The organism is Arsenophonus endosymbiont of Apis mellifera (assembly GCF_903968575.1).
Classification (GTDB): domain Bacteria; phylum Pseudomonadota; class Gammaproteobacteria; order Enterobacterales; family Enterobacteriaceae; genus Arsenophonus; species Arsenophonus apicola.
This window is the reverse complement of sequence record NZ_CAJCFU010000032.1, coordinates 42,432-57,414: the sequence shown is the minus strand read 5'-3', so window position 1 is coordinate 57,414 and position 14,983 is coordinate 42,432. Positions and strand designations below refer to the sequence as shown.

Below are 14,983 nucleotides of genomic sequence, written 5' to 3'. Positions count from 1 at the left end.
TATATGCACATTATCTGTTGTAGAGTTTTGCAATTATTAGGACAGCAGAAATATCTTTTTATTTAAGTACAAAAACCCAAAAAGATAAATAGGAACTGGCAATGCCTAACTATAACGACCAATTTAAAGCTAACCCCCGAGAGTTTATCGCTAATAACACAATAAACAACATTATTTGGTTTCAAAGAGCCGTATCTTCTGCCGGTACATTCGAACAACAACAACGGATCCAAATGTGTGATGCAATTAAAGAAGCATCGTTCGATTTACAAATTCATAATAAACAGCAAAATGCATTTGAATTAGCATTATCCAATCAGCACTCAACTAACGGCAGTGCCATTAATGCTTATTGGTGCCCATTTAATCAAGGAACAGAATATTCTGGCTTCGTAGATGTTCCGCGTATTAATCCTAAACACAACTTTATTTTTACGCCAGCAATGAACGGTTGTTCATTAGATGTAGGAAATTCGCCAATCAGTAAAGACTTTATTCGTGTTTTTCATAATCAACATCCTAATAATAAAAAAATAAACGCTTTTATTCTGGCAATTACCAGTGACAATCAACTCATTCATACATTCAGTTTTGCCGAATATGGCACACCTATCCACCCGAATGCCTTTAATTTTATGTTTTACAGCCACTCACGTTGGTATGTCATTAGTCAACCGCAACAAATTGATATGTTAACCCTTAACGTTACATTTCGACCTAATTCAACCATTATTTGCCAACAGGTGACTTAATACACAGCTATTTCCAACATGGGGTTAAATGTATTTCAGCTAAATAATCATTAACAAAAAATTTTCATTCTAGTTTAAAACTTATAGCAGAATAAGGTTGTTAAACCATGGCGTCCTAGAGCCAATATATTTGTCATGTATTCGAATAGTTATTAAATAGAACAAGCAATCTCGCAGTAAAAGCCATTCTTAAGAATGACAAAATGTATTTTGCGAAATATGGCTAGCGACCAGACCTTGCTCATTAGAATTAATGATTTGTTTATATTGCGCTGATGGGCATCTTTATCTGCCGTGGATGACCATCATGATGATCTCATATTGACTGATACAGGATAAAAAATGTCTATATTTACCCTATTTTTTTGCGGTACTGGTTCAAATCGCAACGACAGTACACCCAATACTGTCCTCGAGGATAAAGATAAAAATAGTGCCTGGTTCTTTCATGAAGGTGAATTAATTTCCACTTTAGCAAAAAATATGGCTGCACAAGAATTTTATAGTTGGACCATTGTCGATGGCCCGGGTAGTGGAAATTTACAAGAAAAGGAAAAATGGGTAAAACCTGGTAATCACCATAATATTATGGGACAGTTGCTTGGCAAAGGATGGGAAAATAACGTAGCACATGCGCTAGCTGTGCTGAAAGCTGATCCTTCATTCTTTGCCCAACAACCAGGCTATATCGCGCAAAAAAAACAGTTCCAAATCCGAACCACCAATAGCCAACCCATCGAAGTCGTCAATTTGGTCGGCTGGAGTCGCGGCGGGGTAACCTGCCATATGATGGCAAATGCAATGGCTAAAGATCCTAAATTATGTCATATCAAGGTTAATATATTTGCCATCGATCCCGTACCAGGTTTACTTCAGTTTGCTGAACATCGCACTAAGATTAAATCCAATGTCCACGACTATTATGTTGTCTATGCACGCCATGAAGCCTCGCTGGGTTTCACCCCCGTCATGCCCAATAATTTAGACGTGCGCGGTAAAATTGCGATTTATGCTATGCCCGGACGCCATGCTACGGTGGTGGGTAATGCGTCAGAAACCGGTGATGGGGTAAAAAAACTGCCAACAGATTTTACCGAGCCAGGCAGAATCGTGCGTTGTTTAGTGGAAAAACAATTAATATCTTGGGGAGTAAAACTTAATAATACCCTCTCTCTGACTGATGAAGCAATGTTACAATATTACGATATCATGTTAGCTGATCTGCCCAAATATCAGCTGATGAGAAAAAATGTCTACACCATAAGAGACTATTTTTCTGCTGAGCGGAAAGTAGGCAATGAAAGTCAAAATAAGAAATGGTCGGAATTAACCATGTTAGCAGCGCCTAATTTTAGTGGTAAGGATATTTTTATTAACCAACACCATATGAATTTATTTATTAACTACCAAAGTAGAATGCGTTTAAATGAGGCAGATATGGCTAAAAAATTTCCAACAACCTACCAGTTGATAACCGAATTACCCACCTACTTTTAAGCGCTAGCTGATTTACCAGATTGGTTTTACTAGTAGAGCAATGCGCAAAAGAAAGAAATCATGGCCAATTTAAATTGGCCATCGGCGATGATTGAAACTATAAATCAGTCATTGCGTTGATATTATTTATACTGTTAGTTAAAAACCAATAACAGATATCACTACACCAAACCCACGATTTGAATATTAGTAATAATCGAATACACCATTAAAATTATTTTGTACGCTTACTCGCACTGACTGGGTACGTACACTGTCAGCGAGAAGTTTTGCCCACTGTAGCTTAGCATTCTCACTTTTAACCACAAATCCTATTGGAAATTGCTGAGCATCTTTATCACGAATGATATAGGAATTCACCTGTTTGCCGGCATTATAGATATGAGTGAAAAAAGCCACTGCCCCATCCAAATCCGGTAACGCGCTTACGGTTTGTGTTTGATCTACGTCGATAAAAGTAATTTTGCGCGGATTCTCTATAATATCCAACAGACTGTAATTACTTTTTTTATTGGCATCCAATATAATTAAACCGGCCTGTTGCAGCATGGTTAGCGCGCGATCCATATTCATGGCATCATTCATAATGGCAATTTTAGCGCCGACAGGAAAATCCGCCAGCGAGTGGTATTTTTCTGAATATAACCCAATCCCAGTTGTGAATGGATAGGGTTTAACCATTACCAAATTGGCATTATTTTTTTCGTTAAAGTAGGCTAAAAACTTTTCATGTACCCCTAACCCGGCATCCACACTACCATCATTCACGGCATGTAAAATATTAACGGCATTATCCATAAAAACACGTTCAGTTTGAATACCGTGTTCGGCCATCACGCCGGCGCTAAAATCGACAATATCACACAAAATTCCGCTACAGCCGATTCGTTTTTTTAATAGGTTATGGGTATCAGAATCTTTCACTATTGATGCAAGATAACGACCTGATATAAACAAAACAATAACTATTGAAATCAACGTATAAATGAATTTCTTCATTGTAAATTCTCTTAGCAAGACTATTTTATAATTTGATTATTTTTGCGTCTATGGTATTCCAAGGTACCATAGCCACCCGTGTAATAGTTATTACCTAGCTTTATATCTATTTGATTAGACAATCCATACTTAGCGGCTTTCTGCAATATCAATTTTTTTGCTTTATTGCTATCCATTGGATTGGCCGTTTGACAAATGCCATCAATAATCTTATCGAGATAATGAAAAGGAATACCGATACTGATCTCATCATCATGCCACTTTGCCACATGACGCGTGCCAGAGCATAGAAAGGAGAAATTAACCTGATCCCGCTCAAAGGGATAAGAGGTACACTCTTGGCATATAGCTTGATTACCAGTAACTTTAGTATCCTTTAATTGACCAAAATGATAAGCATATCCTTGCACGATCCGCATCATATTTAAAGAATTAGTGACAATAATCACCACGTCGGGTTGGGATGCCGTATATAAAGAGAGAGGTTTAATTTCAATGCCTTGGACCTGATGCTGACAATATACCATATCCTTAGCAACTTGATGGCTAATGGCATAATTAGCATAGAGTCCCATTTGGTAACTTCGATGGCCGGAACTAATATCATTAAGGCTAACAATATCTTCTTCCGATTTTAAAACACCCAGCGCTCGCGCGCCTGACAGGCACGCCATTTTTTTGATATTAAGTTTACAAGCTGTACCAAGCGACGCATTTCTTACTGCCAAACAGTAGGGTAAAGGCGCTGAAGCTTCTGCTGTTTCACAGCGGTTATACAGCTCATCATTATATAAAAAACGAATACCAACAGGCTGACGTGCAAGATCAAGCATCGCTTCCAGCCACATATTTTGTGTATTCACAAAACCTTCCTTAACTATAATTTTCAATATAAAACATTATTTTAATTTTTTATAAAGATGACTACCGACACTTTGTATAATAAAGACCAAAATCGTTAAAACTAACACTATCGAATACATCATCATCTCATCAAAACGTTGATAACCAAAAGTGAGGGCCATCGCCCCTAATCCACCCGCACCAACCGCGCCGGCTAGAGTGGTGTTTGCCAATACTTGAATTGATGAAAAAACCAGATTGGAAAAAATGGCAGGTAAAGCCTCAATCAACATGACATTAAAGATAATTTGCCGATTGCTGGCGCCAAAAGATTTTGCTGCCAGAATAACTTTTTTATCAACTTCAAGTAATGAATTCTCAATTAATCTGGCAATCGCACAAAATGCCGATATGGTTAAAGGTACAACTGCCGCTTGCCAACCGACAGATGTACCAATAATGAAACGGGTGAATGGAATAAGTGCAACAATTAAAATAATAACCGGAAAGGAGCGGACAAAATTGACCAAACCATTAAGAGAATGATAGATAATTTTTTTTGGCATTAACCCATCAGGTGAAAATAAAACCAGAAAAACACCAATAAAAAAACCGATAATTAAACCTAATATCAACGACAAAAATAACATTTTTAATGTTGCTAATATGGCAGGAATAATAATTAACGGTAGATAATCGAAAACTTGGGTGGTTTTAATATTAAGAAACATATTTTCGACCTGCATAATAGTCAAATAATATAAAATTGTTAATTTATGGTATTAAAACAGATATCATTGATGGTAAAAAAATCTTTAGCTTTATGACAAAATTCATTTTTTATTGACAGATAATAAAAATGAATCAATTCGTTTAATAAATATTCTGAGCGCAAATACAGCATTTTAAAATTTTTACCAATAATATTGAACAAATCAATAATAATGGATCCGTCATTACTATGATCCGCTATCATTAATTTAAAGCCGGTTTCACCAGGTTTTATGTCAATATTTTCAAGCCCAACAAGTCGTCTTAATGCAGGCGGTTCAGTGACAAAAATATTTTTTGTTATTCCCGATAGCGTAATTTTTCCATTTTCAATAATCGACATACTGTTACAAATACGTTTCGCTATGTCTAATTGGTGAGTAACCATAACAATAGTCACATTCAAAACACGATTAATACGTTTAATAAGCTCAAGTAAAGCATGGCTAGTAACAGGATCTAAAGCTGAAGTTGCCTCATCGCATAATACCACCTTTGGCTGTAAGGCGAGAGCCCGAGCGATTGCCACTCGTTGCTGTTGACCACCAGATAATGCTGCTGGTCGATATTGCGACCTATCTTCTAAGCCAACTAATTCCAGCAGCTCTTTTGCGCGTCTATCTCTTATAGCGGGGGCAATATTCCAACATTGCATTGGTAGCATAATATTTTCAATAACCGTTTTTCTTTGCATTAAGGCAAAATCTTGAAAAATCATGCCAATATTTTTTCTATAACGACGTAAAGATAAACCGGATAAGTTCATAACATTAATATTATTACATTCAAGTTTACCATTACATCCGTTAAGTTCTAAACCATTTATACAATGTAATAAAGTCGATTTACCTGCACCACTGGCACCTAATAAGGCATGGATCTCACCCTGGTGGATATTTAGATTAATATCATTCAATAATATTTTATTTGCTATCTTCTTATTAAATTGATTGATTTTAATCAAAACCTTCATCCTTATCGTTTTAATTTTAATTAATATAATAAAATTGTTATTGTTATATTCTTTGATCTATTTCTAATAAAATGTCGTTTCTCTAATAATATTTCACTATAAATTATCATTTAATCAATTTTAATAAAAAATATTTTCAGCGAACACAATAGCAAATAATAAATAAAATAATTCAAGCAACCTTGCAGTAATAATAACAAATTAATTACAATGCATTAATCTAGAATAAATTCATTAAAATATAACCAAGTGATTTAATATTTATTAATTGACAAATAAAATAATAGACGATGAAAAAATTATCAAAATAATACTTTCTTTCTCAATATGAAAATGCTGTCATTATCTTATCAGCGCTTTATCTTATTAATCTAACAAAATTTAGCCTAGAGTTTTATCTGCCTCTCAATCTTATCTCTGTAATAAGCTCAATTTACACAATGGCATACATATTGCGTATTAACATTGATCAGTTTGATTTTTCTCAACAGGAGAAATAGCAATGTTAAAAAAAAAGGAAAAGTTCGAGGAGATGCAACTCGGCTTATCTTATTTGCGTATCGATGCGCTGACAAAAGTAACAGGGCGGGCAAAATATGCCGATGATATATCGATGGTAGGCATGCTCTACGCTAAATATGTTCGCAGCACCATCGCTCATGGCTTTGTTGCTGAAATCGACTATAGTCAGGCATTAGCGTTACCTGGCGTAGTCAATATATTTACCTGGCAGGATGTTCCCCAGATCCCTTTCGCTACTGCCGGACATGCCTGGACACTTGATGCGAAAAAACGCGATATAGCCGATCGTTTATTGTTAACTCGCCATGTACGCCATTTTGGTAATGGCATTGCTATTGTTGTCGCTCGGGATGAGCTCACCGCAGAAAAAGCCGCTGCTGCGGTAAAAATAACCTATGAAGAATTGCCGGTTATTACCTGCCCGGAAGCAGCTAAAGCCGCTGATGCAATAAATATTCATAGTAATGGCAACCTACTTAAACAAACTCAAATCACCGCTAATGAACCTGCATCAGCGATAGAAAAATGCCAACATCAATTTAGCGGACGTTTTACCACCCCGATTGTGCAACATTGTCACATGGAGAGTGTTACCAGTTTTGCCTGGATGGAACAATCCGTTCGTATTATTATCGTCTCCAGTACTCAGATCCCACATATTGTACGTCGTATCGTTGCGCAAGCACTGGATATGTCATGGTCTAAAATACGTGTTATCAAGCCGCATGTTGGTGGTGGTTTTGGTAACAAACAAGACGTATTAGAAGAACCGATGGCCGCGTTTTTAACCCTAAAACTGGGTGGTGTGCCAGTAAAAGTGATGCTTTCGCGCGAAGAGTGCTTTTATGCTTCACGCACCCGACACGCCTTTCGGATCGATGCTGAATTAGGCATCACTAGCGACGGAGTATTAAAAGGATATCAATTGGATGTCTTATCCAATACTGGCGCTTATGCTTCACATGGCCACTCAATTGCTGGTGCCGCCGCGAATAAAGTTGCTTATTTATATCCGCGCAGTGCATTTGGCTACCAGGCGACCACCTGTTACACCAATCTACCCTCGGCTGGCGCTATGCGTGGTTATGGCGCTCCTCAAGTTACTTTTGCATTAGAATCACTACTTGATGATGCCGCAGCTAAGTTAGGCATCGATCCGGTAGAGATCCGACTTATCAACGCGGCTCGCACCGGCGACAGCCACCCAATTAATCACTCCATTATCCAAAGTGCAGGCATAATTGAGTGTTTGACCAAAGGACGCGAACTATTTAATTGGCAAACGCGTAAAGCGGCCTGTCAACAAATGAGCGGTGATATTCGTAGTGGTGTTGGCGTTGCCTGTTTTAGTTATACCTCTAATACCTGGCCTGCCGGGGTTGAAATTGCCAGTTCACGCCTACTATTAAATCAAGATGGTATTGTGAATGTACAAATAGGCGCCACCGAAATAGGCCAAGGCTCAGACACGGTTTTTGCCCAGATGGTAGCAGAAACATTGGGCATGCCTGTTAATATGATCAATGTTATTTCAACTCAGGATACCGATATAACCCCCTTTGATCCTGGTGCATTTAGTTCGCGGCAAAGTTATGTCACCGCACCGGCACTACAAGAAGCCGCCCAGACGTTACGGCAAAAAATTGTTCAACATGCTGCCATTATGCTCAGTCAATCAGAGAGCGATTTCACCATTATCAATGGCAAGCTTGTATCTCTCAGCCAGACAGAAAAAATTCTCATGACGGTTGCCGATGTTGCGATGGATACTTTTTACAATCCAGAATTAGGGGGACAACTTTCTGCTGAATCTTCCTGTAAAACGACCAATAACCCGCCAGCATTTGGCTGTACTTTTGTCGATTTAACGGTAGATATTCCACTATGTAAGGTGACTATCAATCGTATTCTCAACCTACATGATTCTGGCCGCATTCTTAATCCTAAGCTGGCTGAAGGACAAGTCCATGGTGGCATGGGAATGGGAATTGGTTGGGCTCTATATGAAGAACTGATCGTTGATGAAAAAAGCGGTATTGTCCGCAATGCTAATTTACTTGATTATAAAATGCCCACCATGCTGGATCTACCGGAACTGGAATGTGTTTTTATCGACAACTATGAACCACAATCAGCATACGGGCATAAATCACTAGGCGAGCCGCCCATCATTTCGCCTGCGCCGGCCATCCGTAATGCATTACGAATGGCTACAGGTATTGCGATTAACTCCCTCCCTCTGACACCGAAAAGATTGTTTCGCGAATTTGTTCAAGCCGGGCTGATAAGAGGTTAGATTTATGTATGACATTAAAAATTATCACCGTGCTGACAATATCTCTCACGCGGTAGCTTTGTTAGAAAAAAAACCTACCGCTCGATTATTGGCCGGTGGAACAGATGTTTTGATCCAATTACATCACCTTAATTCACACTTTGAGCATATTATTGATATTCATGATTTGCCAGAATTACGCGGTATACAGTGTGATCAGGCGGGTAATATTCGTATTGCATCGGGTACGACTTTCAATGAATTAATCAATCATCCAATTGCTCAGCAACATCTTCCAGCGCTGGTTGAAGCCGCTAGCATGATCGCTGGCCCGCAAATACGCAATGTCGCTACCTTCCTTGGTAATATTTGTAATGGCGCACCCAGCGCCGATTCCGCTTGTCCATCCCTTATCTACGATGCAACACTGGAAATTGCTTCACCAGAAGGGAGCCGTTATACCTCAATTAATGGCTTTCATACTGGGCCTGGAAAAGTCGCATTAGCTACCAATGAGATTTTAACCGCTTTTCATTTTAAAGCTGAAAATTATCGCGACAAAGGTGCCGCCAGCTTCAAATATGCTATGCGCGATGCGATGGATATCGCCACCATTGGTTGTTCTGCCCTTTGTGACATTAAACAGGGGAAATTTCAACAACTCAAACTAGCTTTTGCTGTCGCTGCACCAACGCCGATACGCTGTAAGCATGCGGAAGAAGCTGCTCGCGGCCAACCACTCACCCGGCAAACGCTGGTTAAGATTGGTAAAGCGGTGAGCCACGATGTTTCGCCAAGAACATCATGGCGGGCGGAAAAAGAATTTCGCTTACATCTGATCCACACTTTAACCGAGCGAGTCATAAATGTAGCTGTCATGCGCGCAGGAGGGAAAATTATATGAATGCCAAAACGTTAACCACGATCGATTGTCATATTAATGGCGTTCATCGTCAACTGACTCTATCACCAGCAATGTCACTGGCAGAGGTGTTACGGGCAGAAGGCTTACTTAGCGTTAAATTAGGCTGCCAGGTCGGTGAATGTGGTGCCTGTACTGTGCTCGTCGATGACATCGCCATCGATAGCTGCCTCTACTTAGCTATCTGGGCACAAGGTAAAACCATTCGCACCGTAGAAGGCGAATTAATTAACGGTATCGCATCAAAAATACAACAAGCCTATGCTAATACCGGTGCCGTTCAATGTGGTTTCTGTACGCCTGGCCTAATTATGGCAACCACTGCTTTTTTAGCCAAACCGCGCACCAAGCCATTAACGATTAAGCAAATACGACATGGATTAGCCGGTAATCTATGTCGCTGTACCGGTTACCAAATGATCGTTGATGCTATTCAATATTGCGAATAAGTTATCTCTGGGCATGGTATTTTTAAATCCATACCATCGCCCTTCTTCGCTAGCCAGAGGTCAATTCATAGCGTTTGATCTTATGGTATAAAGTAGCAATACCAATGCCAAGCATTTTTGCTGCTTGTTTTTTACTGCCATAACGGCTTAAGGCTTCACGGATCAACTGTTTTTCCATATCTTCAAGCACAACCGCACCATCAATAGCTTGTTCCTTTATTTCGATATTAGGAACAACCACTGTCTCAACCTTAAAATCATTTTTACGATGACTCACCAAATTGGGAGGGAGTAATGCCACATCAATAACATCGCCGGAAGAAGTGACATTAATCAAATATTCCATCAAATTACTCAGTTCACGTAAATTACCTGGCCAGTGATAAGCCTTGAGACGCTCCAACACCTCTTGTGAGATCCCTGGATACACCAGCCAAAGCGCTTAGTATGGAGATTAAGAAAATAGTGAATAAGTAATAGCAAGTCTCCCTGCCGCTCTCGTAATGGCGGCAAAGCTAAAGGAATAACATTCAAACGGTAATAGAGATCTTCGCGAAATTTGCCCTCCCGAACAAATTTTTCCAGATTTTGATTGGTGGCCGAAATAATCCGAATATCTACCGGAATAGCTTTACTGGCGCCAATCGGCTGAATTTCACGCGCCTCAATTGCACGCAATAATTTTGCCTGAATAACCAGTGGCATATCACCGACTTCATCTAAAAACAGTGTTCCCTGGTTAGCCGCCTGAATTAATCCTTGCTTCCCATTGGTTGAAGCGCCGGTAAAAGCCCCTTTCACATAGCCAAATAACTCACTTTCCAGTAGTTGTTCTGGGATAGCGGCACAATTAATGGCAATAAAAGCTTTGTTACCACGATGACTTAATTTATGAATCGCTCTGGCTACTACCTCTTTACCGGTACCACTTTCACCGGTGATCATTACACTAGAAGGGCTAGGCGCAATACGGCTAATCAATTTTTTCAACTTACGCATGAGTGGTGACTCACCAACCAGATGCTCAATTTGGGGTTCATCAGATTCAAATGTAGAATTGGCATAAAGCGGTAATTGATGAAAAGCTATCAAAAATATTTGATAATCCTGTATATTATGCAGTTGTCCGGTCAGTATTTCTGATATATCTCCGCAAGTGATCACATATTGCATATGACCACCGGTAAAACTTTCCTGATAAATTAGCGGCCGAATGGTAAATGTCTTGCCGATCATTTTTTCATAATTTAGATTGAGTATATTAAGTGCAATAGCATTGGCAAATTTTAATTTATTCCGACTACTTAATATCAAAACCCCTTGATCGATATTATCAATTAAGGTCATTAATGCTTTGCTGGTATGATTTACACCATTTTGTTCGTCTAATAATTTTGAAATAAAAATCGTCGAAATATGCTGCACATATTCAGAAAATTCATGTAAATTATGTTTAATTCTTTCCTGCTGTTCATGAGTAAAAGCCACCAAACTGATTACCCCAACACAAACATCCTGGAAAAATATCGGTGTGCCTAAAAACGCTTTTTCCTTACAATTTACCTTATTTTCACAATCGTGACACACTGGATCCAAGCGGGATTGAATGACAACCTTCTCTTTTCCAGTTTGAATGACGTAACGCAACAAACGCGAATTTCGTTCCAGCTTCTGCCCTAAATACTTTCCATAAGGCCCTGATCCAGCCACTCGTCTTAATGCACCGTCTACAATTTCAACTTCAAGTTGTAATACACGGGAAAGAACTTTCGTAAATCGCAGGATAGTTGGTTGGATCCGCATTAAAGCAGATTGAGAACTTACACCCAACATGATCATTTTCCTTATGTTCTAAATTTATTACACAACAAATATCGTAACTAATGAACTATAGGGCATGTGCAAATAACCGCACATCGCTTCCTATAGCCTAAATGATAGAAAAATGATTCTTCCCGATTACAGTCCATCGTAAAATATCAAGGCTCATTATTAAAATGATAATTCTGTATCAAAATTATCATTATGAATTAATAAATATCGATAATTAAAAATTAAATTTATATTTATAAATTGTAATTTAATTGTATTTTTATTATTCCAATAAGCATATTAATAAAGATAACTCTGTTATTTTTTAATTAATTTTTTTATTTATTATATTGCCAAACGATGCCATTTTTAGCCTCCGATCCTGATTAAGGATAGAATCATTTCTTAATGATAGAGTTATCATCTATACAGTACATGAAATATCAATCTGGAAATACTAGCAATAACGCAAAAATTTATTGTTTGCTTTCATTCCCTTACCTTAATAATCCTTTTCTGTGATTATTATCACGCTATTGTCTACCCACCATCCTTTCTTTTTTTACGCAAAAAAATTGGCATGCTTATTGATATCTCTTCAATAGCTTATGCAGATCCTTGGCTTAGTTCTGCTCAGCATATTCGCTATCTGACTAGCTATTTTAAATTAGGATTTTATGATGAAAACAATTAATAAATTGCTCAAGGATATCAAAGCACTGCACTCCAACCTTCACAAAAAAGATTTTTTGTTGACTTGGGAACAAAGTCAGGATGAGTTAATTCAGGTGCTAAATATTGCCGCCGTACTCAAAACTCTGCGGTCAGATAATATTGCAACTAATGTATTTCGTAATGGCTTAGGTATTTCTATCTTTCGCGACAATTCCACTCGTACCCGTTTCTCCTACGCTTCCGCATTAAATATGTTAGGGTTAACCCAACAAGATTTAGACGAAGGTAAATCGCAAATTGCCCATGGTGAAACAGTACGTGAAACTGCCAATATGATCTCGTTTTGTGCCGATGCGATTGGGATCCGAGATGACATGTATCTTGGTGCAGGTAATGCCTATATGCGTGAAGTCGGTGACGCATTGGATGAAGGCTATCAACAAGGTGTACTGCCACAACGGCCAGCATTAGTTAATTTACAATGTGATATCGACCATCCAACCCAATCAATGGCTGATCTAGCCTGGTTACGTGAACACTTTGGCTCGCTAGAAAATCTGAAAGGCAAAAAAATTGCCATGACCTGGGCTTATTCACCCAGTTACGGCAAACCACTATCCGTCCCCCAAGGTATTATTGGATTAATGACGCGTTTTGGTATGGATGTAACATTAGCCCATCCTGAAGGTTATGAACTTATCCCAGACGTCGTCGCCGTCGCGTAAAATAATGCCCAAGCATCAGGCGGAACTTTCCGTCAGGTTAATAGTATGGAACAAGCTTTCCAAGATGCGGACATTGTTTACCCTAAATCTTGGGCACCATATAAAGTGATGGAGCAACGCACCACATTATTACGTAACAATGATCATGATGGCTTAAAATCATTAGAAAAACATTGCTTGGCGCACAATGCAAATTATAAAAACTGGCACTGCACTGAAGAGATGATGGCGCTTACCCACAACGGCAAAGCACTCTATATGCACTGCTTACCGGCAGATATCTCTGGCGTTTCCTGCCGTGAAGGTGAAGTCACCGAAGGTGTATTCGAAAAATATCGCATTGCAACTTATAAAGAAGCTAGCTGGAAACCCTATATCATCTCCGCCATGATCCTGGCGCGAAAATTCGCTCAACCTGATTTGATCCTCGAGCAATTAATAAAAGACGCTGACAAACGCGTTAAATAATGCTGCTGCCCGGCCATCTATTGGCTGTTAATAGCATAAAAGTATTTTTATGAACAAATAAGGTTGGCTATGTCAATTTCCTCATTAAAGTTAGATATCGCGCAAAATCGCTTCTTTACTGGTGAAAAATCTGACTTGTTTTCGCGTAAAGAAGCAGGTAAGGCGCGGACTTTTCATCAAAAGATAGACAACTATCAACCAACACCACTCTACTCGCTAGATGGATTGGCTGATCTGTTTCAAGTTGGCAAAATATTGGTCAAAGATGAATCCCAACGCTTTGGTCTAAATGCGTTTAAAATGTTAGGTAGTACCTCTGCTATCGCCCAATTATTGTGTGAAAAATACCATATCAATATCGATAATTTCTCTTTTGAAAAGTTAAAACACAGTCTGACAGAAAAAATAACCTTTACTACTACAACGGACGGTAATCATGGGCGTGGTGTTGCCTGGGCCGCCAAACAACTTGGTCAGCACAGTGTTATTTATATGCCAAAAGGCTCAGCCCAGGAGAGAGTAGAGCATATTTTGGCGCTTGGTGCCGAGTGTATCGTCACCGATATGAATTATGACGATACCGTCCGCATGACAATGGAAACCGCCAAAAAGCATGGTTGGCAAGTTATTCAAGACACAGCCTGGCCCGGTTACAGCCAAATTCCTACCTGGATCATGCAAGGCTATACCACTTTAGCCGATGAAGCGGTGGAGCAAATGAACCAAATGGGGATCAGCCGACCAAGCCATGTTTTTCTGCAAGCTGGCGTGGGTGCCATGGCCGGTGGCGTACTTGGTTATTTGGCTGATGTCTATGGTGCTAACCAATTGCATTCAGTCGTCACTGAACCTGAGTTAGCTAACTGTCTATATCGTTCCGGTATAAAAGGGGAGATCGTCAATGTTGATGGCGATATGCCTACGATTATGGCAGGGTTAGCCTGTGGTGAGCCCAATCCGCTCGGCTGGACGGTCCTACGTAACTGCGCCCGACAATTTCTCTCATGCCAAGATGCCGTCGCTGCCCTAGGCATGCGTGTACTGGGTAACCCTTACCAAAAAGATCCGCGCATTATCTCCGGTGAATCGGGTGCGGTCGGTTTAGGGGTATTGGCAGCAGTGCATTACCACCCGCAACGCGATGCGTTAAGAAAAAAATTAGCTCTAACCAAAGATGCTGTTGTATTGCTAATCAATACCGAAGGGGATACTGACGTCAAACACTACCGCGAAGTTGTCTGGCAAGGCAAGCACCCAACATCAGCATAAGGCGCGACCCTTAAAACGCATCTTATGATTG

10 protein-coding genes and 2 pseudogenes are annotated in these 14,983 nt (G+C 39.4%); 7 read left to right on the top strand and 5 right to left on the bottom strand.

Annotation, left to right across the window (positions count from 1 at the left end):
• Positions 1-101: 101 nt before the first annotated feature.
• Entirely contained in the window at positions 102-752 is a 651-nt protein-coding gene (locus H1X92_RS03905) for a hypothetical protein (RefSeq protein WP_180558946.1), read from the top strand.
• Positions 753-1,094: 342 nt separating this feature from the next.
• Positions 1,095-2,249 (top strand): hypothetical protein, encoded by a 1,155-nt coding sequence (locus H1X92_RS03900; protein ID WP_180558945.1) that lies wholly within the window; start codon positions 1,095-1,097, stop codon positions 2,247-2,249.
• A 186-nt stretch (positions 2,250-2,435) separates the two neighbouring features.
• On the opposite strand, the gene H1X92_RS03895 is transcribed toward H1X92_RS03900, so the two are convergent.
• Genes H1X92_RS03895 through H1X92_RS03880 form a run of 4 tightly spaced genes read right to left on the bottom strand, consistent with a single transcriptional unit; the run spans position 2,436 to position 5,826 of the window.
• Positions 2,436-3,248, bottom strand: coding sequence for a MetQ/NlpA family ABC transporter substrate-binding protein (locus H1X92_RS03895; RefSeq protein WP_180558944.1), 813 nt, complete (start codon positions 3,246-3,248; stop codon positions 2,436-2,438).
• A 20-nt stretch (positions 3,249-3,268) separates the two neighbouring features.
• Complete coding sequence (locus H1X92_RS03890; RefSeq protein WP_180558943.1) at positions 3,269-4,111, bottom strand: DUF169 domain-containing protein; 843 nt, start codon at positions 4,109-4,111, stop codon at positions 3,269-3,271.
• Between the two features lie 36 nt (positions 4,112-4,147).
• Positions 4,148-4,822 carry a methionine ABC transporter permease gene (locus H1X92_RS03885; RefSeq protein ID WP_180558942.1) on the bottom strand — a complete coding sequence of 225 codons (675 nt, stop codon included), beginning with the start codon at positions 4,820-4,822 and terminating at the stop codon, positions 4,148-4,150.
• A gap of 38 nt (positions 4,823-4,860) precedes the next feature.
• Positions 4,861-5,826 (bottom strand): methionine ABC transporter ATP-binding protein, encoded by a 966-nt coding sequence (locus tag H1X92_RS03880; RefSeq protein WP_180558941.1) that lies wholly within the window; start codon positions 5,824-5,826, stop codon positions 4,861-4,863.
• A gap of 541 nt (positions 5,827-6,367) precedes the next feature.
• On the opposite strand from H1X92_RS03880, the gene xdhA reads away from it, so the two are divergent.
• The 3 genes from xdhA to xdhC are packed head-to-tail and all read left to right on the top strand — an operon-like array spanning position 6,368 to position 10,003.
• Positions 6,368-8,653, top strand: coding sequence for a xanthine dehydrogenase molybdenum-binding subunit XdhA (xdhA, locus tag H1X92_RS03875; RefSeq protein ID WP_180559001.1), 2,286 nt, complete (start codon positions 6,368-6,370; stop codon positions 8,651-8,653).
• Between the two features lie 4 nt (positions 8,654-8,657).
• The gene (gene xdhB / locus H1X92_RS03870; protein WP_180558940.1) at positions 8,658-9,536 is read left to right on the top strand and encodes a xanthine dehydrogenase FAD-binding subunit XdhB; all 879 of its coding nucleotides are present in this window, start codon (positions 8,658-8,660) and stop codon (positions 9,534-9,536) included.
• Complete coding sequence (xdhC, locus tag H1X92_RS03865) at positions 9,533-10,003, top strand: xanthine dehydrogenase iron sulfur-binding subunit XdhC (protein WP_180558939.1); 471 nt, start codon at positions 9,533-9,535, stop codon at positions 10,001-10,003. The genes xdhB and xdhC overlap by 4 nt, the downstream gene beginning before the upstream one ends.
• A 49-nt stretch (positions 10,004-10,052) precedes the next feature.
• Here xdhC and H1X92_RS03860 read toward each other — a convergent pair.
• A pseudogene (locus H1X92_RS03860) lies at positions 10,053-11,836 on the bottom strand (sigma 54-interacting transcriptional regulator).
• A gap of 659 nt (positions 11,837-12,495) precedes the next feature.
• Here H1X92_RS03860 and ygeW point away from each other — a divergent pair.
• Together ygeW and dpaL are read left to right on the top strand one after the other, a co-directional pair.
• A pseudogene (gene ygeW, locus H1X92_RS03855) lies at positions 12,496-13,683 on the top strand (knotted carbamoyltransferase YgeW).
• A gap of 69 nt (positions 13,684-13,752) precedes the next feature.
• The gene (gene dpaL, locus H1X92_RS03850; RefSeq protein ID WP_180558938.1) at positions 13,753-14,952 is read left to right on the top strand and encodes a diaminopropionate ammonia-lyase; all 1,200 of its coding nucleotides are present in this window, start codon (positions 13,753-13,755) and stop codon (positions 14,950-14,952) included.
• The last annotated feature ends 31 nt before the right edge of the window (positions 14,953-14,983 follow it).